Source organism: Microbacterium sp. zg-Y818 (assembly GCF_030246905.1).
Lineage (GTDB): Bacteria > Actinomycetota > Actinomycetes > Actinomycetales > Microbacteriaceae > Microbacterium.
Map to the genome: position 1 here is coordinate 690,806 of NZ_CP126741.1, position 19,043 is coordinate 709,848.

The following is a 19,043-nucleotide window of genomic DNA, read 5'->3' on the forward strand; positions in this document are numbered from 1 at the left end:
AGAGCAGGTGCGCAGTCCGAAGATCGTCATGACCCTGATGGTGAGGGACGAAGCCGACATCGTCGCGGCGATGATCGAACATCATCTCGCCCAGGGCATCGACCTGATCATCGTGACCGACAACGGTTCGGTGGACGGGACCCGGGAGATCCTCGCGCGCTACGAGGAGACGGGCCGCGTCGAGGTCCACGACTATCTCCAGCACGACAAGAACCAGACCATGGTCGTATCCCAGATGGCATCCCGCGCCAAGACGGTGCACGACGCCGACTGGGTGATCAATGCGGACGCCGACGAGTTCTTCGTCGCCCGTGACCCCGAGCTATCGGTGCGCGACGCACTCGCGCACGTCGATCCCGCGATCGGGTCCTTTCTCGCTCCCGTCAAGAACATGTCCGGGGTGCCGTCGCACACCGTCGCCGACCTCACCACCTTCGTCTGGCGCGATGAGCGAGCGGAGGAGACTCTCATGGAGACCTCAGCGCTGCATGCCCACCCGAGTGCCGACGCGATCCACGTCGGCGCTGCCGATGTGCTCGTGCAGCAGGGCAATCACGGCGTGAGCATCCCGTCCCTGGGGGAGCCCGACGATGCGTATGCCATCGACGTGCTCCATGTACCGTGGCGCAGTTACGCGCAGTACAGCACGAAGGTGGTCAACACCGGACGCTCCTACGACGCGAACCCCACCCTCAATCCGAGTCCGAAGCATCACGGCATGCGGGACTACCGCTTCTGGAAGGCGGGGCTGCTCGAGCCGGTCTACCTCGTTCGGCATCCAGTGGGGCCGAATCCCGAGGGCTTCGTGTTCGACGCCCGCCTGCGCGAAAGCCTCACGGCGCTGAGGGAAGGCGGCGCGCTCCTGCCCGATGACTTCCTGCGGACCGTGTCAGGTGACTCCGACCCTTACTCCGAGGAGGACGTCACCGGTGCCCGGCCGATTGCCGACATCGTTATCCGCCTCGAGATGGAGCACCTCGAGGCCAGCACGCACTGGCGGGACCTGTACCGCAGCGAAGCTCGCCGCGCCCGTCTGGCCGAAGAGCAAGCGCGGGAGAACGCGGAGCTTCTGGCAGTCATGCGCGCCCGGCCCGAAGCGCGCGTTCGGCGCGCAGCGGGCGGGGTGCTTCGGCGCCTGCGCGTCCTTCGTCGCCCCTAGGATCGACAGCGTGACTAGTGCGACCGTCGGTACTCCCGGTTCTCCGCGGCGCTACCTGCACTCCCTCTGGCTGCTGACCGCCCGCGATCTGAAGGTGCGCTACGCCACCAGCGCGCTGGGCTACCTCTGGTCGGTCCTCGATCCGCTCGTCATGAGCGGCATCTACTGGTTCGTCTTCACGCAGATCTTCAACCGCGGCGTCGGTGAGAACCCGTACATCGTGTTCCTCATCACGGCGCTGCTGCCCTGGGTGTGGTTCAACGCCGCGGTGAGCGACTTCACCCGCGCGTTCAACAAGGATGCGCGGCTGGTGCGTTCCACCGCCATCCCGCGGTCGATCTGGGTCAACCGCATCGTGCTGAGCAAGGGAATCGAGTTCCTCTGCTCGTTGCCGGTGCTCATCGGGTTCGCGGTGTTCGCCGGTGCCCAGGTCGGCTGGGGACTGCTGTGGTTCCCGCTGGCGGTGCTGCTGCAGGCGATGCTTCTCGTCGGGCTGGGCCTCATCATCGCGCCGCTGTGCGTGCTGTGGGCGGACCTGGAGCGGACCACGCGACTGGTGTTGCGGGCGCTCTTCTACGCGTCGCCGGTGATCTACGGCGTGAAGGATCTTCCCGGCGCGTTCGCCGACCTCGCCGTGATCAACCCGCTCGCGGGCATCTTCACGCTGTATCGAGCCGGCTTCTTCCCCGACCAGTGGGATACGGCCGCGGTCATGGGATCGGTGATCGTCAGCGTGCTGGTGCTGGCGGTGGGGGTGCTGGTGTTCCGCCGGCTTGAGCCTGCCGTGCTGAAGGAGTTGTGATGGATTCGGACTGGGCGATCGAGGCCACCGATCTCGGGGTGCGCTTCCGCCGTGGCCGGCGCGGTGGTCGCAACCTCAAGGACCTGTTCGGGGGAGCATCGCGGCGTGTCCGTGCCGATGAGTTCTGGGCGCTGCGCGACGTGTCGTTCCGGGTGCGTCCGGGCGAGGCGATCGGGGTGGTCGGCCGCAACGGGCAGGGGAAATCGACACTGCTCAAGCTGGTAGCGGGGGTGCTGCTGCCCGACGTGGGCCAGGTCGTCGTGCACGGGGGAGTGGCGCCGCTCATCGAGATCACCGGCGGATTCGTGGGCGATTTGACCGTGCGGGAGAACGTCCGCCTGACCTCCGGCCTTCACGGCATGACGCGGGCGGAGATCAACCGCAGGTTCGACGGGATCATCGCCTTCGCCGAACTCGAAGATTTCGTGGACACCCCGTACAAACACCTCTCCAGCGGCATGAAGGTGCGCCTGGCGTTCGCGGTCGTGTCGCAGCTGGAGGAGCCCATCCTGCTGGTGGACGAGGTGCTCGCCGTCGGCGACAAGGCCTTCCGCGAGAAGTGCTACCGGCGCATCGACGAACTGCTCGCCAGCGGCCGCACCCTCTTCTTCGTCAGCCACAATGAGCGCGACCTGCGCCGCTTCTGCACCCGCGGCCTTTACCTCGACCGAGGGCAGCTGGTCATGGACGCGCCCATCGAGGACGTGCTCGCCCGCTACGACGAGGACTACGGAACGCCGAAGCGCTGACGGTCATCCGGCCCGGAAGACCTCGCGCCACGACTGCTCGCTCGTGATCTCGGCGAGTGCGCTGCGATACTGCGCCGACAGTCGCGGCCACTCGCGCCGCAGCCGCCGGTGGAGCCGGACAGTGTCCACGAGCATGCGACGGTACTTCGCCCGATCCCGGGTGTAGATGTTCTTCCCTGACCCGTCGGCGGCGCTGACCAGGGCGCTGTCGTAGCGGGGAAGCCGCCACCAATGGGCGTCGTTCTTGCCGAACTCCACCTCGGGCATCGTCAGATTCTCGGGGCGCGGTGCGTGCAGCCAGTGTGCGACCAGCGTCGACGCCGTGAACAGTCGGAGGCGCCAACCGGTGGGGCTGTCGAAGTCGTGCCGGCGTGTCCAGCGGAAGACCTGCCGGCCGCGCCGGGAGCGCAGCGGGACGCCCTCATCCTTGTGGACCACGGTCTCGGGGAACGCCGACGCCAGGGCTCGGGCCTCCGGCATCGCGGTGGCAAGCGTCCGGGTCATGTGGGCCGGGCCGGAGAGCACGTCGCGCAGGGCTTTGTGTCTCAGTGCCACGGGGTAGTACTGCATCATCATCAGGTGCTTCAGGTCCACGCGCCGGCTGTGGCGCGGAAGCGTGCCGCCGTGCGGCGCGTGCGAGTGTAGCAAGCCCGCGACGATGCGGTTGCGTGCGTGGAAGTACGCCTGCCAGTCGATCGAGTCGTCCTTGCCGACCCACGACACGTGCCAGAGCGCGGCCCCCGGCAGCGACACGGTCGGGTAGCCGGCGTCCCGTGCCCGCAGGCAGAACTCCGCATCGTCCCATTTGATGAACGCGGGAAGCGACAGCCCGACCTCACGGATGACCTCGACCGGGATGAGGCACATCCACCAGCCGTTGTAGTCGGCATCCAGACGCATATGCAGCGTCGGGGACTGACGGAGGTTGGCCACCGAGAAGTCGTGCGGCATGCGCTCCTGGTAGAGCGTGCGCCACATGAACGGCTCGTCGTCGACGACCTCCGCCCACGCGTGCAGCTTGGCGCGGTCGAGCAGATCGAACATGTGCGCGCCCACGATCGTCGGCGTCGACGCGAAGCGGCCGAACACGATCGACCGGCGGAGAGACTCCGGTTCGATGCGAACGTCGTCGTCGAGCAGCTGCACGAAGTCGCTTTCCGGGCGCTCGAGGGTCTCGATCATCGCGCGCGCGAATCCGCCCGATCCGCCGAGGTTGGGCTGACGGATCACCTGCAGGGTGTCCCCGAGATCGCTTGCGACCTGGTCGTAGCCCTCCTCGTCGGCGACCAGCTGCGTACCCTGGTCGACGAGGAAGACGCGGTCGACGAGGTCCAGGAGATCCACGGACTCGGAGAGGTCGCGCAGCGTGGCCACGCAGTAGTCGGGCTTGTTGTAGGTGGTGATGCCTATGGATGCTCGGCCGTTGCGGACCGGCTCCTGCTCGGTGGACCAGTCGGCCCCCTCGAACACGGCATCGGTCTCGTCGGCGGCGATGTCGAACCAGATCCAGCCGCCGTCGCTGTACTGATCCAGTCGCAGCGCGAACTGCGTGGTCGAGGCGCCCGTGACCTCTCGGGTCTCGATGCGCTGTCGTACCCCGGTGCCGTTGGATCGGTAGACCAGGATGGTCGCGGGGCCGTCGGTGCGCACGGTCAGCGTCACGTCGCGCACTGCGGTCCAGTGCTGCCAGTACGAGGCCGGGAAGGCGTTGAAGTAGGTTCCGAACGACACGCGGCGGCCGGCGACGATGCGGGCCCGGTGGCGCCCCAGAATGTTGCCGAGCTGTGCGACGGACGTCACCCGCACGGGCTCCTCATCGATCGACGTCCAGGTCTCGGGGTCGATGTAGAGGGGGAGCAGGTCGGGGTCCCGGTCCAACGGCAGGACGGCGGTCTGGAGCACGTGCGCCACGAGGGGCCTCCTGAGGGTCAGTGGTTGGTCGGAGCGGAGACGGTCAGCGGCGGCATGGGCTCCCAAGCGGCATCCTTGGCGATCTTGCGCCCGTCGCGGATGCCGCGGAAGAGGTTCGACGTTCCCCGCACGGTGCGCTCGACGAACAGCAGCCTGATGAGTTCCTTGCCGAAGGTCAGCGCCGTGCCGAGTCCGAAGAGCACCGGGTTGTAGACACCGAGCCTGCGGTAGTACTGCTTCATGTGCCCGCGGTTGCGCATGATGTAGTAGCGGTACGCGTTGCTCGACGCGTTCATGTGGCGGATGCCCATGTCCCACTGCTTGATCTCGCGGGTGCGGCGCAGCACGAACTCGTTCACGATGACGGCGGTGGTCTTGCGCGAGGCGAGCCAGCCGTACATCTGGTCGTCCCAGTAGATGAAGAACCGGGGATCGGGCAGACCGATCTGCGCGACGATGTCGCGGTGGATGAACATCCCCTCGAAGCAGCCGGAGTTCATCTCCTTGTACCCCGACTCGTCGAAGCCCGCCGGCGCGAAGGGGATTGGGATCGCCAGCGGCTCTGCGATGCGGTACTGCCAGTAGAACTCGCTGCCGTCGTAGTCGTAGCGTCGCCCCTGGATGGACTTGAACCGCGGTGCCCAGGCGCCCATGCGGGCGAGGCCGTCGGGCATGACCTCGACGTCGTCGTCCATGAGCCAGATCCACGTCGACCCCAGCTCGTACGCGATGCGCATACCCTCGCTGAACCCGCCGGAGCCGCCGGTGTTGGTCTCCATTCGGCGGTAGACGATCTCGGTGCCGATGCGGTCGCGGAAGGACTCGACCACCTCGGTCGTGTCGTCGGTGGAGGCGTTGTCGACGATGACGAGGTGCCCGGGCTTGGGGTCCATCGTCGTGATGCTCTCCAGCAGCCGGGTCAGCAGGCCCGAGCGGTTGTACGTGACGACGACGATCGTCGCCGTCGCGGGGTCGAAGAGCGCGGAGGCGGAGGCGTCGGAAGCGGAGGGCATGGCGCCTCGATCCTACCCCGCCCCGCCCAGGGAACCCCTCGTGAGGCCCGTCGCCGGTGGCAGGTCCGACCCCTGCGAGGCCTCGTCGATACGCTCCCGCCATGACCGGGACTGGCCGGCGCGCACCGCGCACAGCACGAGCATGAGCCAGCCGTAGCCGGCCAGGGTGAAGCTCTCGAAGACCGACTCGACCAGCAGCGCCACGAGGATGAGCGGCGTCCACGCGTAGAGGATCGACCGGCGTTCGCTGGCGACGAGCCACGCCCGCACGAATGCCAGGCCGGCGAACACGCCGAAGAGCACGAGCCCCACCCAGCCGACCTGCAGCAGCACGTCGAAGTAGGCACTGAGCGCTGAGCGGTGGGAGTCGCGCAGGATGTAGTTGATCGTGCCGAACGGGAACTCATCGGTCCAGGTGCCGCTCCATCCCCAGCCCTGAACGGGCCGTGCGCGCACGAACACGACGATCTGCGCCCACAGGTCCGCGCGGGTGGAGAAATCCCGCGCTGCGCCGATCCACGCGATGATCGAATGCCGAGCCAGGTACGCCACGGCGATCCCCACGACCAGCGCGCCGCCGAAGAGCCACTGCACCGAGCGGCGGTGGTCGCTGCGGGTGCGCCGCACGAGGGCCAGCGCCCCGGTCGCGGTGGCCACGGCAAGGGCCAGCACCAGAACGGTGGGGGAGTCCGAGAGCGCGGCGAGCGAGCCGGCGAGCACCGCGGAGTAGAGCGACACTCCCGGGCGCACCGACATCGCGCGGTACTCCACGAGAAAGGTGATGAGCGCAAGCACCGCGACGAACCCGAGCGAATTGCGGGTGCCGAAGATGCCCTGGACGGGACCGAGCATGGCGATGTTGCCGTCGATCCCGAGGAAGCGCAGCGGCAGGTCGAGAAGGATGCCGGAGAGGATCTCGAGCCCGAGTGACACGGTGAGCAGCACCCGCATGACGTCGCCGAGCGCGCGGGCGGTCTGCAGCGTGTCGCGCACGTGCCCGATGACGACGGCGATGAAGGCGAGCCCCGACAACCCCAGCCAGCCGGCGATCGTGCCCGCGGCATCCTGACTCCAGCTGACGCTCGCCAGGAGCCATCCCAGGAACACCAGCAGGGTCGTGGGGACGAGCCTCAGGGCTGAGATCTCGCGGCGGCGCGCGGTGAGGATCGCCGCACCCACGACGCACAGTCCCGCGACGATCGTGACGTAGGTGACGCGGCCGGCCACACGCTCGATGAGGTACCCGGCGAAGACGGCGCCGAGCGCGGCGTGCGTGAAGGCGCTGGCCATCGCCGCAGACGACAGCAGCGCCACCAGACCGTGGCCTCGGCCACGGTCGCCCGCCCGCACCACGCCGGTCACTCCGCCCGCTGGGGCAGCTCGCCGCGCTCGAGCGCGAGGGTCTGCTCGGCCGGGCCGACCCCGACCAGCGGCGCCTGCTTGATCTTGAACGCGAACATCACCACCGCGAGCCAACCCCACAGCAGCAGCGGTCCGGACTCGGCGAGCCCCTGCACGAGCAGCACCGCCCCCGTCAGCGTCGGCAGCAGCGTCAGCGGCGAGTACGGCCGGTCGGCACGCAGGTCCCACCGGGGGCGGTCGACGGCGAAGAACCACGAGCGCCAGATGAACGCGAGGTAGGTGGTCGCCATGAGCACGACGCCCACGATGCCCAGCTGCAGGTAGACGTCGAGCCACATGTTGTGCGCCTGCATCACCGTCTCGCCGTGGTCGACGATCCAGCCGTCGAACGCAGGCTCCCACGGCAGCCACGGGGTGGCGAAGCCCCACCCGGCCACGGGCCTCTCGGACGCCCTGGCGAGCACGGCATTCCAGATCGTCTCGCGGCCGGTGAGGTCGCTGGAGCGGCCGAGCAGGGAGAAGACGCGGTCGCGCAGAAGCCACGCCGCCGTGAGTCCGCCCAGGGCCACCGCCGCATACACGATGTAGTAGCGCGTGCGCTCGCCCGGTCGCCGGGTGGTGCGCATCAGCAGCACCGTGACGAGGACCACGAGCACCAGGGCTGCGGCCACGTACGCGGTGGCCGACCCGGCGCGGACGAAGAGGAACAGCGCCGCGGCCATCCATCCGAGCAGCAGGGGGCGGTGGGGTGCGCGGGCGGCATAGCGGATCGCGAACACGATGAGGGCGAACAGCGCCGCGTACGCGAGCAGGTTGGCGTTGCCGAAGATCCCCTGGATACGTCCGCCGTCGAAGAGGTTGTCGCGGGACCAGTACACGATGGGGTCGGGCGCCGGTCGCTCGGGCACGATGAAGCGCGGCAGCAAGGGGCCGCCGACGAACACCGACACCCACAGCTCGAACAGCAGCGAGAGGGCCACGACCCACTTGCACGCCGACGCGACGGCGCGCACCAGCTCCTGCCAGGTGAGGGTCGCCGCGACGAACAGGCCCTGGAATGTGGTGACCAGCAGCAGCGCGACGGTCAGCAGGGTCGTCGCCGGCCACTGGGTCCACAGCAGCGAGGCGGTGGCGAAGGCGACGTAGGCCAGGACGAACCACGGGAGGCGCCGCCACTGCACGGGAGGACGCGTCGCGAGCCAGATGACCGCCGACACGAGGGCCGACCCCACCCCGATCAGCGCGGCGCCGAGCTCGCCGACTGCCAGCACCCACGCCGTGCCCGTGATGGTGGTGAACAGCACGATCACGCACCACGCGCGCAGCAGCAGCACCCCGGTGCGCTCGCGCGGCGGCGCGGCCGGCGGCGCCGAGACCGGATGCTGGGTGTGGACGGCCATGGTGTGTTCAGGCTACCGCCCGCCCCTGCGCGTGCAGGGCGGCCGCCCGCCTAGGCTGGGAGCGTGCTGGTCCCTCTCTTCAATACCCCGCGCGACTACGCCTGGGGTTCGACGACGCTGCTGGCCGAACTCACCGGGCGGACGCCTTCCGGCGCACCCGAGGCAGAGATCTGGTTCGGCGACCACCCCGGCGATCCGAGTGTCGTCGGCGACGGCTCCGGCGCCACATTGGACGTCTGGCTGCGCCGGCGCGGTGAGCCGCCGTTGCCGTTCCTCATGAAGCTTCTGGCCGCGGGGTCTTCCCTGTCGATCCAGGCCCACCCGTCCAAGGAGCAGGCCGAGGCCGGGTTCGCCCGTGAGGAGGCGGCCGGCATCGCCCGCGACGCCGCAGAGCGCACCTACCGTGACGACAACCACAAGCCCGAGATCATCGTCGCCGTCAGCGACGTCTTCCGTGCGCTGGTGGGGCTGCGGCCCCTTGCCGCCACCCGTCGTCTCGTCGCCGCGCTCGGCGACGGGCTCGGCCCGTCGGCGCTCGCTTCGCACCTGCAGGGCGACGACGAGGCGGCGGCGCTGCGCGCGACCCTCGAGTGGCTCCTCTCGGGGCAGGCGCAGGTCGAGGTCGACGGGGTGATCGAGGCGGTGGGCAGCGCCTCCGACCCGGAGTTCGCCGCCGAGTTCGCCCTGCTCCGCACCATCGCCGCGGACTTCCCGGGGGACCCGGGTGTCGTGGTGGCGCTGCTGATGAACCTCGTCGAGCTGCGCCGCGGCGAAGCGCTCTTCGCGCCGGCGGGCGTGCTGCACGCCTACCAGGACGGTCTGGGCGTCGAGCTCATGGCCGCCAGTGACAACGTGCTGCGTGGCGGACTCACCCCCAAGCACATCGACGTGCCCGAGCTGCTGCGCATCGTCGACACCACGCCGGCGCCGGCGCCGGTCGTGATCCCCGAGGACGGTGTGTTCGACGTGGGCATGCCCGACTTCGCGCTCACCCACGTCGTCGTCGACGGTGAGGCGACTGCGACCGTGACGGGACCGGCTGTCGCGCTGGCGGTCCGCGGCCCGGTGTCCGTCAGGGGCAGCCGGTCGGCCGCGGTCGGGCTGGTCGCCGGCACCGCCGTCTTCGCCGACGCTGAGGAGGGTGTGCTGACCTTCAGCGGAGCCGGCGAGGTCTTCCTCGCCCAGCCCGGCGCCCACTGAACGCCCCCAAAAAATCTTCGCGACACGCCGAAGACACGCCGTAAAGGTTGAACTGGCGGTTGAGGGTTTACGATCTGCGACTTGACCGCGGCGAATCACACCGGTGTAATTAGGCAAGCGCACGCATCGTGCGTACATCGGTCAGGGCGGGAGACGAGATGACTGGTTCGCAGTATCGCTCGGGTGTTCCCGACAATTGGTTCGTAGACCCTGTGCAGCTCGGTGTTCCCGGTGTGCGCCGCCCCGTCCAGGACGACGACGGCACCCTCGCCTGGCAGAGCGACGCGCTGTGCTCCCAGACCGACCCCGAGGCGTTCTTCCCCGAGAAGGGCGGATCGACCCGCGACGCCAAGCGCGTCTGCGCCTCGTGCGACGTGCGCACCGAGTGCCTCGAGTATGCGCTGCGCAACGACGAGCGCTTCGGCATCTGGGGCGGACTCAGCGAGCGCGAGCGGCGCAAGCTCAAGCGCCAGGCTTCCTGACCTGATCGGCGCGACCCGCGCGCGGCGGCGCGGCATGCGACGTTCGCGCGCTTAGGCTGTCTGCGTCATGCCCGCCCGAGTCCACGCCATCCTCGTCGTGCGCCCCGACGGCCGCACCCCCGCCGCTTTCCACCTCCGGCGCACGCTCGCGGCGCTCGATGCGCAGACCCGCCCCGTCGACGCTCTGACGATCGTGCTGTGCGGCGAGGACGACAACCTCCGTCAGCTGGCGGCGGACTCCCGCGCCGAGGGCGTGATCTCCGCACCACGCACGACCCGCTACGCCGAAGCCGCAGCTCTGGCCACGCACCGGGTGAGCGGCGACGCAGTGTGGCTGCTGGCCCAGGACACCGCTCCCGAGCCGCAGGCGCTCGCTCGGCTCGCCGGCGCCCTGGAGCTCGCGCCCTCGGTGGCTTTCGCCGCACCGAAGCTGGTGCGCTGGGACGATCGGGGCGAGATCGTCTCGCTCGGGGTGTCGATGACCACCCTGGGGCGGGCGGTCGGCCTCGCCGACGGCCAGCTCGATCAGGGGCAGCACGACGCAGGCCAGGACGTGCTGGCCGCCGACGTCCGCGGCGTACTCGTGCGCACCGCGGTCTGGCGCGAGCTGCGCGGACTCGATCGCGGTCTGTCGGGCGCCGACGAAGGGCTGGACCTCGGAGTCCGCGCGCGACTGTCGGGCGGCCGCGTCACGCTCGTGCCGAACGCCATCGTCGCCGTCGCCGGCGACGGCGTGGCCGGGCTTCCCGACGTCTACGGCTCTCGCAGGCGCATGCGCCGCGCATTCGCCATCCGCACGGCGCAGCTGCACCGTCGACTGGTCTATGCCCCCGCGCCGGTGCTGCCGCTGCAGTGGCTGGCCATTCTCCCCATCGCCCTCTGGCGCACGATCGTTCACCTCGTGGCCAAGCGGCCCGGCCAGATCTGGCCGGAGTGGGCGGCGGCCGTCACCGCAATGGTGCGCATCCCCGCCGTCGCCCGCGCCCGCGCCGGCATCCGCCACACCAGGAGGGTGTCGTGGCAGAGCCTCGCGGCGCTACGCATCGGGCGCGCCGATCTGCGCACGAACCTGGCGCTCACCGACGACTCCGATCGCCTCGCCGATGCCCGGCGCACCGAGTTGCGCTTCTTCAGCGGCGGTGGGGCGTGGGCGGTGCTGGCGGCCCTCGTCGTGTCGGTCGCCGCCTTCCCGGCGCTGCTGGCGTGGCCGGTTGTCGGCGGAGGCGCCTTGGCGCCGCTGCGCGACACCGTGGCGCAGCTGTGGGCGGATGCCGCCTACGGTCAGCGACCCCTGGGGCTGGATACCGTCGCCGCCGCCGACCCCTTCTCGGCAGTCGTGGCTCTCATCGGCACGCTGTCGCCGGCCGCGCCCTCGCAGGCGCTCGTCGTGCTCTGGGTGCTCGCCCTGCCGCTGGCGGTGCTGGGCGGCTGGTTCGCCGCGACCCGCGTGACCGACCGCTCGCTGCTGCGCATCACCGGCGGCGTCGCGTGGGCGTTGGCGCCCACCTTCCTGAACGTCCTGGTGGAGCCGCGGCCGGCCGCGGTGATCCTGCACCTGCTGCTGCCCTGGCTCTTCTACGCCGGCTCGGTCGCGCACCGTTCGTGGGCGGCCGCGGGGATGGCATCCCTCGTGCTCGTCGGCGTCGCCGCGTGCGCCCCGTCGCTCGTTCCCGCCCTCCTCGTGCTGTGGGTCCTCGCCCTCGCCATCGCCGCCGGACGCGGTACCGGTCGTGGCGCGGCACGCGTGGGGTGGCTGGTGGTGCCCACCGCCGCCATGTCTGCCCCGCTGGTGTGGGAGCAGCTCACCGCCGGAAACCCGTGGGGCCTCCTCGCCGACCCCGGCGTGCCGTGGGCAGGGCCGGTGGCGACAGCGGATGCGGCCGGACGCGCCCTCCTCGCCGCCGGCTTCCCCACCCCGGACCCGGGCGGTTGGGGGCAGATGCTCGGGGGCGGTCCGACCTGGTGGGTGCCGCTGCTCGTTGCGCTGCCGGCGCTTCTCGGCCTCATCGCACCGCTGACAGTGCGCTGGGCGGCCGGCGTGGTGCTGCTGTCTATCGGGGCCCTCGGACTCGCCACCGCCTACGCCGCCGTGGCCGTCTCGGTGGCCGTGACCGCCGCCGCCGAGCCCGTCGTCGTGTGGCCTGGCGCCGGGCTGAGCCTGGCCTGGCTCGGCGTCATCGGCGCCGCGCTCATCACCCTCGACGTCGTGCCGACGATGTCGACGGTGCGTGTGCTGGCTGCGACCGGTGTCGTGGCGGCGCTCACCGTGTGCGCGGTCCCCGCCCTCACCGCGCAGGCGCGGGATGCGGCAGCCCTCACCGAAGGCACGGCCAGCACCCTGCCCGCGTATGTGGCTGCCGAGGGTCGCGGATCGCCGTCGCTGGGCACCATCGTGATCGCCCCGCTCGCGGACGGCTCGGTCGCCGCCGACGTCGTGTGGGGCGCCAGCGAAACGCTCGGCGGCCAGAGCACGGTGCGCGCGACGCGTGTGGATGCCACCCCCGCCGACCGTGAGACGGCCGAGCTGATCGCCGATCTCGTCACAGATGCAGCCGATGACGCCGTGGCCCCGCTCGCCGAGCGCGGCATCGGCTTCGTGCTGCTCGCCCCGGCCGTCGAGCCCGCCACCGAGGCGGCGCAGTCGCTGCGCCGCACGGCCGCGATCGCGCTGGACCAGCGCGACCGGCTGGAGCCGGTCGGCGAGACGGCGCGCGGATCGCTCTGGCGCGTGTCCGGCCAGGTCGAGGCGCGGCCCGCTGCCGACCCGCAGGTCGCTGCGATCGCCCGCTGGGTGTTCGCCAGCCAGGCGGTGGTGCTCATGATCGCCGTGCTGCTGGCGATCCCGACGGCGCAGACCCGCCGCGACGCCCGCCGGGTGCCGCGGGTCGTCGGCCTGCGGGCAGGGGAGGGACGATGACCACCACCAGGTTCCGCTGGGCCACGAGCGCCCGGCTGGCCGGCGGCACGCTCGCGGCGGTCGCGCTCGTCGCCGGCACGGTCACCGCCGCCGCCGTGACGTGGCCCGTCCACGAGCGGGCACCCGTCAGCGTGGTCGCGACGCCCGCGCCGTCGGAGTCGGTGGTCGCCTGCCCGGGGGGCCTCTTGGCCATCGGCCGGGACGCGACACTGGCGGGTTCGGTGTCGGTGGTCGCCGACGCCACGACCACCGTCGGCACCGCCGCCGGGCAGACCGAGGCCACACCCGGTGTGCTGACGGTCCCGGGGATCGAGGCGTCCGCGCCCGCGGTGTTCGCCGCACCTCCCGCCGGCGACACCCGCACCGACCTCGCCGCCGCCTCCTCGGCGTCGGTGGCCGCAGAGGACCTCTCCGGCTTCGCCGCGGCATCCTGCGCGCCGCCGCTGCTGGAATCCTGGATCGTCAGCGGATCCACCACCACCGGGTCGTCAGGCCTTCTGCTGCTGGCCAACCCCGGCACGGTCCCCGCGACAGTCCAGATCACCGCCTACGGTGCGACCGGTGCCCGGACGCCGCCCGCGGGGCAGCTCATCGTCGCCCCCGGCACGCAGCGCGTACTGCCCCTGGCCGGTCTCGTCCGCGACGAGCAGAGCCCTGTGCTGCATCTGGTGTCCACGGGCGCCCCCGTGCAGGCCTCGCTGCAGGCGAGCATCACCCGCACGCTCCTCGCCGGCGGCGTGGACCAGGTCGGCGCCGTCATCGTCCCCGACACCGAGCTGGCCTTCCCGGGTGTCGCCGTGACCGCTCCGCCCGGGGTGGAAGGCGCATCGGACCCCACCGCCATCGTGCGACTGCTCGCCCCGTCGACCTCGACCACCGCGACGGTGACGGTGCGCAGCGGCGACCGCGAGGTCGCCACGAGAGAGGTTCCCCTCGAGGCGGGCCTGCCGCTGGAACTCGACCTCGGCGCTCTCGCGATCGGGCAGTACAGTGTGCACGTCACAGCCGATGCCGCCGTCGTCGGCGGGGTGTGGACGACCACCGGCTTCGGCGAGGGTGACGACTTCGCTTGGCACATGCCCGCGCCGCGGCTGGAAGGGCCCGCGCTCGTGGCAGTGGCGGCGGGGCCGTCGCCGGTACTGACGCTGGCGTCTCCCGCAGGCGAGGCCGTCACGGTGACGCTCACCGCCGACGCCGGCGCGGGCCCCGCGCAGCAGATCGTCGTGCCCGCGGGGGGAACTGCCAGGGTCGAGGTGTCCGAAGGTGCGCTCTACCGCCTCGAAGCCCCCGAGCCGATCCGCGCCGCCGTCGGCTATGCGGGCGAGGGCGCCCTGGCCGCCTACCCGGTCTGGCCCGCCGACGCTGCGGCATCCCCGCTCGTCGTCCACCCGTGAGCGCGCTTGCCGCCCGGCCTCGCTGCGGTGCCGGCGCGGGCCGCCACGCCTAGGATGGGCACATGATGCGGCGCCGTCTGAGACCTGAGACCGTCGCCCGCCCCCGGCCGTCCCGCCACGGCCGCCACGGACGCGACGGGCGGAGCCCGGTGGTGCGTCCGCCGCTTCCCCCGCTGGATACCCGCGCCGAACGGTTCGATCTGGCGGTGGGAGCTGCAGCGGAGTTCCTGCGCAGCGCCTGGGAGGAGCTGCGGGATGTGCGGTTCGAGATCGGCGAGATGCCGGATGCCACGGACGACGGCGGCATCCCGCGCTGGAGCGTGCTGCCCGACCAGCAGCGCATCATCCTGTATCGCCTGCCGATCGAGCGGCTCAGCCGCCCGCACCGCGAGGACGAGCTGCACCGGCGCATGATCATCGAGAGCTGCGTGTTCCGTGCCGCCGCGGAGTACCTCGACAAGGACCCCTGGGACCTCGGTCCGGAGCGGTTCCGCTTCTGAACGATCCCGCGCGGCGTACGTCCCGTGGGTATCGCGGCGGATAGCGTGGGGGCGATGCGCGAGAGACTGTGTTCCAAGGTCGGGTGCGCCCGGGAAGCCGTGACGACGCTCACGTTCGACTACGGCGACCAGATGGCGGCCCTCGGGCCCCTGGGCGGCGGGGGAGACCCGCACGCCCACGACCTCTGCGCCATCCACACCGATCGGCTCTCGGTGCCCAAGGGATGGGTGGTCGTGCGCCACGAGACGCTGCGCGTCTGACCCGCGTCCCGCGTGACGCTGCGCGTCCGGTCCCGGCCGGTGCCAGACCACGCGTGGCACAATGACGGCATGCCGACCCAGACGCCTGCCCTCACGTACGCCGTCGCCGATCTGTCGCTCGCCGGGGCGGGGCGCCATCAGCTGCGCCTGGCCGAGAACGAGATGCCGGGCCTCATGGCACTGCGTGCGGAGTTCGGGCCGTCGCAGCCGCTGGCCGGCGCCCGCATCGCCGGGTCGCTGCACATGACCGTGCAGACGGCGGTCCTGATCGAGACGCTAGTGGCCCTCGGCGCGCAGGTGCGCTGGGCCAGCTGCAACATCTTCTCCACGCAGGACGAGGCCGCTGCGGCTGTCGTCGTCGGGCCCGACGGCACGGTCGACGACCCCCGGGGTGTGCCCGTGTTCGCGTGGAAGGGCGAGACTCTCGAGGAATACTGGGACCTGGCCGACCGCGTCTTCGACTGGAGCGACGAGGGCTTCGATGGCCCGAACCTCATCCTCGACGACGGGGGAGATGCCACCCTGCTCGTCCACAAGGGCGTCGAGTTCGAGAAGGCCGGGGCGGTGCCGGATGCCGCGCCCGACGACCCCGCAGAGTACCGCGTCGTCCTCGACGTGCTGCGGCGCAGCCTCGCCAGGGACCCGCAGCGCTTCACGCGTATGGCCGAGGGGCTGCTCGGCGTCACGGAGGAGACCACGACCGGCGTGCACCGGCTGTACGAGCTCGCGGCATCCGATCGCCTGCTGTTCCCTGCGATCAACGTGAACGACTCGGTGACCAAGTCGAAGTTCGACAACAAGTACGGCATCCGTCATTCGCTGCCCGACGGCCTCAACCGTGCCACCGACGTGCTGATCGGCGGCAAGGTCGCGTTCGTCTGCGGCTACGGCGACGTCGGAAAGGGCGCGGCCGAGGCGCTGCGCGGCCAGGGCGCCCGCGTCATCGTGAGCGAGGTGGACCCGATCTGCGCTCTGCAGGCGGCGATGGACGGCTACCAGGTGGCGCGGCTGGCCGACGTCGCAGGCCAGGTGGACATCCTGATCACCGGGACCGGCAACAAGGACGTCGTGACCGTCGACGACCTGCTGGCTCTCAAGCACCTCGCGATCGTCGGCAACGTCGGACACTTCGACAACGAGATCGACATGGCGGGGCTCGAGGCGCTCCCCGGGGCCGAGCGCGTCGAGATCAAGCCGCAGGTGCACGAGTGGCGACTGCCCACGGGGCGCAGCGTGCTGGTGCTGAGCGAGGGCCGGCTGATGAACCTCGGCAACGCGACCGGCCACCCGTCCTTCGTGATGAGCGCGTCCTTCACCAACCAAGTGCTCGCGCAGATCGAGCTGTTCACGCGCCGTGAGGCGTACCCGACGGCCGTGTACACCCTACCCAAGCACCTCGACGAGAAGGTGGCGCGGTTGCACCTGGATGCCCTCGGCGTGCAGCTGACCACCCTCACCCCGGCGCAGGCCGCCTACATCGGCGTGCCGGTCGAGGGGCCGTACAAGCTGGACCACTACCGGTACTGAGCCGCCCTCAGCGGACCGGGAACCCCCGCGGCGCCACACCGACGCCGGCGGTGAGTGCGGCCGCGCGCTCGTCCTCGCCCCTCAGCGCCCGCAGTTCGCGCTCCCGGCGCACAGCCACGACCCCGAGCAGAAAGGTCTCGGGATCCACCGCGGGCACAGGCGCCACGAACGATCGCGTCTCGGCGGCCAGCGACACCGCTGTGCGCGCGCGTGCGGCGGGTTCGAGATCCCGCGCCTGCCGCGCGAACTGGGCGATGCGCCGGGCGAGGCCGTCGGGCAGCCGGCCGACGTCGGCGATCGTCGCCCACCCCGCGAGCGCCGGCGGCACCCCTGGGGGCTCCGGCGGCAGCTTGGGCGTGCGAGTGCGCTCGCTGTAGGTGCCGGCCAGCAGGTCGCCGAGGCGCTCCGCCCGCGGGGTGAAGGCCGCGACGATCCCGGCCACGGCGCCGAGGGTGAACCACAGCTCGAACACGCCAACGAGGGCCCGGATGAATGCCTGCCGCAAGCCGGCCGCTCCGCCGTCGGTGCGCACGATGCGGGCGCCGATCGCGAGCTTGCCGAGACTGCGCCCGCGGGTGGCGGTCTCGACGGTCGTCGGGATCACGACGGTCACGAGGACGAGCACGACGATCGTGTAGACGGTTGTGAGGTCGCCGCCGAGCACGCTGCGGCCGGCGGCCCATGAAGCGGCCGCCGCGAGCAGCTGGAACAGTGCCACTCCGGCGAGCATGTCGATGAGCGCGCCCACCGCGCGCAGAAAGTAGCCGACCGGCTGCACATCGAGGGCGACGGCTTCACCCGTGAGGATCTCGTCCTGCTGGATCTCCACGGCGGGCCCGGGCGTCGGCATGGCTACAGTGAATCACATGGATGCCGACGCACTCACCGCCGCCCGGCGCGAGGAGTGGGCGCGGCTCGACGAGCTGAGCCGTCGTCGCCGGCTCGGCGGGGCCGAGGCCGACGAGCTGGTCACGCGCTACCGCGCGGCTTCGGCCGATCTCGCGGAGCTGAAGACGTCGGCCGGCCGCACCCCCGAGGGCGACTACCTCTCGACCCTGCTCTCGCGGGCCCGACTGCGGCTGACCGGCACACCCGACAATGTGCTGCGTCAGATGCCCCGGTTCTTCCTGCGCCAGCTGCCCGCTGGCCTCTACCGCCTGCGCTACACGACTCTCGCGATCGCGGTCGGATTCGTCGCGGTCGCCGCGCTGGTGGCGGCCTGGGTGGCGCGGGACCCCGCGGCGCTGGCGTCGATGGGCAGCCAGGCCCAGTTGCAGCAGTACGCCGAGAACGACTTCACGCAGTACTACAGCGAGAATCCCGCGGCGGTGTTCGCGGGCACGGTCTGGACCAACAACGCCTGGATCGCCGCGCAGTGCGTGCTCTTCGGCATCACGGGATTGTGGCCCGTCATGGTGCTGGTGCAGAACGCCGTCGGGGTCGGCACGGCAGCGGCTGTGCTCTTCGCCTTCGACCGGGGCGACGTGTTCCTCCTCCACATCGCGCCGCACGGACTGCTGGAGCTGACGAGCATCTTCGTCGCCGGTGCGGCAGGGCTCCACATCTTCTGGGCGTGGGTCGCCCCCGGCAGGCGGGGGAGGGGCGAGGCCGTCGCTGCAGCGGGACGGTCGCTGGCGACGGTGGCCATCGGGCTGGTGTTCGCCCTTGCGCTCTCGGGACTGATCGAGGGGTTCGTCACCGCGCAGCCGTGGCCCTGGCCCCTGAAGATCGGCATCGGGGCCGCAGCGCTCGCCCTCTTCCTCGTGTACATGCTCGTCGTCGGCGGCCGCGCGCAGCGCCTGGGCGAGACCGGCGATCTCACCGAGTACGAAAGCGGCACCCCCCGCCTCATCGCCGGCTGACGCCTTCACGCGTGTTTTGGATGATTCAAAACAACGCTAGAATGAAGACATGACGCAGCAGAGTACCCCGGATGCCGCGGACGCGATCCGCGCCGCCGGACTGCGCCTCACCGACTCCCGCCGCGCGGTCTACGACGCGCTCGCCGGCCAGCCGCACGCGAGCGCCGACGACGTCTACGCGCGAGTCGCGCCGGTAGCCCCGCGCACGAGCAAGCAGTCGGTTTACAACGCCCTCGGCGACTTCGCCGATGCCGGACTGGTGCGCCGTATCGAGCCCGCGGGGCGGCCGATGCTCTTCGAGCTGCGCGTGGCCGACAACCACCACCACCTCGTCTGCACATCGTGCGGGCGCATCGAGGACGTGGACTGCACGGTGGGCCATGCCCCCTGCATGCACCCCTCCGAGACCCACGGTTTCGCGGTCACCTCCGCCGAGGTGACGTTCTGGGGTCGCTGCGACTCCTGCGCCGCCGCCTGATCTCCCTGACTCGCTTTCATCCCGAA

At 71.1% G+C, this 19,043-nt stretch carries 17 protein-coding genes; 12 read left to right on the top strand and 5 right to left on the bottom strand.

The window, feature by feature from the left end:
- Nucleotides 1–7: 7 nt before the first annotated feature.
- From QNO21_RS03020 to QNO21_RS03030, 3 genes are read left to right on the top strand one after another with little or no spacing between them, the layout of a single operon-like run.
- Nucleotides 8–1,159 (top strand): glycosyltransferase family 2 protein, encoded by a 1,152-nt coding sequence (locus tag QNO21_RS03020; protein WP_257519532.1) that lies wholly within the window; start codon nucleotides 8–10, stop codon nucleotides 1,157–1,159.
- 10 nt (nucleotides 1,160–1,169) lie between these two features.
- A complete protein-coding gene (locus tag QNO21_RS03025; protein ID WP_257519531.1) occupies nucleotides 1,170–1,961 on the top strand; it encodes an ABC transporter permease in 792 nt (263 codons plus the stop codon).
- The gene (locus tag QNO21_RS03030) at nucleotides 1,961–2,710 is read left to right on the top strand and encodes an ABC transporter ATP-binding protein (protein ID WP_257519530.1); all 750 of its coding nucleotides are present in this window, start codon (nucleotides 1,961–1,963) and stop codon (nucleotides 2,708–2,710) included. Before QNO21_RS03025 ends, QNO21_RS03030 begins: the two co-directional genes overlap by 1 nt.
- Nucleotides 2,711–2,713: 3 nt before the next feature.
- Here QNO21_RS03030 and QNO21_RS03035 read toward each other — a convergent pair whose 3' ends face one another.
- The 4 genes from QNO21_RS03035 to QNO21_RS03050 are packed head-to-tail and all read right to left on the bottom strand — an operon-like array spanning nucleotide 2,714 to nucleotide 8,396.
- Nucleotides 2,714–4,621, bottom strand: coding sequence for a glycosyltransferase (locus QNO21_RS03035; RefSeq protein WP_257519529.1), 1,908 nt, complete (start codon nucleotides 4,619–4,621; stop codon nucleotides 2,714–2,716).
- Nucleotides 4,622–4,638: 17 nt separating this feature from the next.
- On the bottom strand, nucleotides 4,639–5,634 hold the full coding sequence (locus QNO21_RS03040) for a glycosyltransferase family 2 protein (protein ID WP_257519528.1): 996 nt from the start codon (nucleotides 5,632–5,634) through the stop codon (nucleotides 4,639–4,641).
- A 12-nt stretch (nucleotides 5,635–5,646) separates the two neighbouring features.
- Entirely contained in the window at nucleotides 5,647–6,996 is a 1,350-nt protein-coding gene (locus tag QNO21_RS03045) for an O-antigen ligase family protein (RefSeq protein ID WP_257519526.1), read from the bottom strand.
- Entirely contained in the window at nucleotides 6,993–8,396 is a 1,404-nt protein-coding gene (locus tag QNO21_RS03050) for an O-antigen ligase family protein (protein ID WP_257519525.1), read from the bottom strand. The genes QNO21_RS03045 and QNO21_RS03050 overlap by 4 nt, the downstream gene beginning before the upstream one ends.
- A gap of 63 nt (nucleotides 8,397–8,459) precedes the next feature.
- Here QNO21_RS03050 and manA point away from each other — a divergent pair, with 63 nt between their 5' ends.
- From manA to ahcY, 7 genes are all read left to right on the top strand, one after another.
- Nucleotides 8,460–9,596 carry a mannose-6-phosphate isomerase, class I gene (gene manA / locus QNO21_RS03055; protein ID WP_257519524.1) on the top strand — a complete coding sequence of 379 codons (1,137 nt, stop codon included), beginning with the start codon at nucleotides 8,460–8,462 and terminating at the stop codon, nucleotides 9,594–9,596.
- A 158-nt stretch (nucleotides 9,597–9,754) separates the two neighbouring features.
- On the top strand, nucleotides 9,755–10,078 hold the full coding sequence (locus tag QNO21_RS03060) for a WhiB family transcriptional regulator (protein ID WP_285178413.1): 324 nt from the start codon (nucleotides 9,755–9,757) through the stop codon (nucleotides 10,076–10,078).
- A gap of 67 nt (nucleotides 10,079–10,145) precedes the next feature.
- A complete protein-coding gene (locus tag QNO21_RS03065) occupies nucleotides 10,146–12,995 on the top strand; it encodes a glycosyltransferase (protein WP_257519523.1) in 2,850 nt (949 codons plus the stop codon).
- A complete protein-coding gene (locus tag QNO21_RS03070; protein WP_257519522.1) occupies nucleotides 12,992–14,389 on the top strand; it encodes a DUF5719 family protein in 1,398 nt (465 codons plus the stop codon). Before QNO21_RS03065 ends, QNO21_RS03070 begins: the two co-directional genes overlap by 4 nt.
- A gap of 62 nt (nucleotides 14,390–14,451) precedes the next feature.
- Nucleotides 14,452–14,889 carry a metallopeptidase family protein gene (locus QNO21_RS03075; protein WP_374113674.1) on the top strand — a complete coding sequence of 146 codons (438 nt, stop codon included), beginning with the start codon at nucleotides 14,452–14,454 and terminating at the stop codon, nucleotides 14,887–14,889.
- 54 nt (nucleotides 14,890–14,943) lie between these two features.
- On the top strand, nucleotides 14,944–15,150 hold the full coding sequence (locus QNO21_RS03080) for a DUF3499 family protein (RefSeq protein ID WP_169581656.1): 207 nt from the start codon (nucleotides 14,944–14,946) through the stop codon (nucleotides 15,148–15,150).
- A gap of 69 nt (nucleotides 15,151–15,219) precedes the next feature.
- The gene (gene ahcY / locus QNO21_RS03085; RefSeq protein WP_257519521.1) at nucleotides 15,220–16,677 is read left to right on the top strand and encodes an adenosylhomocysteinase; all 1,458 of its coding nucleotides are present in this window, start codon (nucleotides 15,220–15,222) and stop codon (nucleotides 16,675–16,677) included.
- Between the two features lie 7 nt (nucleotides 16,678–16,684).
- Here the strand turns inward: ahcY and QNO21_RS03090 are convergent, their stop codons facing one another.
- Nucleotides 16,685–17,527, bottom strand: a complete 843-nt coding sequence (locus QNO21_RS03090) for an RDD family protein (RefSeq protein ID WP_257519520.1) — start codon at nucleotides 17,525–17,527, stop codon at nucleotides 16,685–16,687.
- A gap of 16 nt (nucleotides 17,528–17,543) precedes the next feature.
- Here QNO21_RS03090 and QNO21_RS03095 point away from each other — a divergent pair, with 16 nt between their 5' ends.
- The gene (locus QNO21_RS03095) at nucleotides 17,544–18,539 is read left to right on the top strand and encodes a stage II sporulation protein M (protein ID WP_257519519.1); all 996 of its coding nucleotides are present in this window, start codon (nucleotides 17,544–17,546) and stop codon (nucleotides 18,537–18,539) included.
- Nucleotides 18,540–18,588: 49 nt separating this feature from the next.
- Nucleotides 18,589–19,017 (top strand): Fur family transcriptional regulator, encoded by a 429-nt coding sequence (locus QNO21_RS03100; protein WP_257519518.1) that lies wholly within the window; start codon nucleotides 18,589–18,591, stop codon nucleotides 19,015–19,017.
- The last annotated feature ends 26 nt before the right edge of the window (nucleotides 19,018–19,043 follow it).

Bases quoted from the DNA above. Each gene is read 5' to 3' on its own strand.
- QNO21_RS03060 (WP_285178413.1), top strand. From the start codon at position 9,755: ATGACTGGTTCGCAGTATCGCTCGGGTGTTCCCGACAATTGGTTCGTA.
- QNO21_RS03050 (WP_257519525.1), bottom strand. From the start codon at position 8,396: ATGGCCGTCCACACCCAGCATCCGGTCTCGGCGCCGCCGGCCGCGCCG.
- QNO21_RS03030 (WP_257519530.1), top strand. From the start codon at position 1,961: ATGGATTCGGACTGGGCGATCGAGGCCACCGATCTCGGGGTGCGCTTC.
- QNO21_RS03065 (WP_257519523.1), top strand. From the start codon at position 10,146: ATGCCCGCCCGAGTCCACGCCATCCTCGTCGTGCGCCCCGACGGCCGC.
- ahcY (WP_257519521.1), top strand. From the start codon at position 15,220: ATGCCGACCCAGACGCCTGCCCTCACGTACGCCGTCGCCGATCTGTCG.
- QNO21_RS03075 (WP_374113674.1), top strand. From the start codon at position 14,452: ATGATGCGGCGCCGTCTGAGACCTGAGACCGTCGCCCGCCCCCGGCCG.
- QNO21_RS03095 (WP_257519519.1), top strand. From the start codon at position 17,544: ATGGATGCCGACGCACTCACCGCCGCCCGGCGCGAGGAGTGGGCGCGG.
- QNO21_RS03040 (WP_257519528.1), bottom strand. From the start codon at position 5,634: ATGCCCTCCGCTTCCGACGCCTCCGCCTCCGCGCTCTTCGACCCCGCG.
- QNO21_RS03090 (WP_257519520.1), bottom strand. From the start codon at position 17,527: ATGCCGACGCCCGGGCCCGCCGTGGAGATCCAGCAGGACGAGATCCTC.
- QNO21_RS03070 (WP_257519522.1), top strand. From the start codon at position 12,992: ATGACCACCACCAGGTTCCGCTGGGCCACGAGCGCCCGGCTGGCCGGC.
- QNO21_RS03100 (WP_257519518.1), top strand. From the start codon at position 18,589: ATGACGCAGCAGAGTACCCCGGATGCCGCGGACGCGATCCGCGCCGCC.
- QNO21_RS03080 (WP_169581656.1), top strand. From the start codon at position 14,944: ATGCGCGAGAGACTGTGTTCCAAGGTCGGGTGCGCCCGGGAAGCCGTG.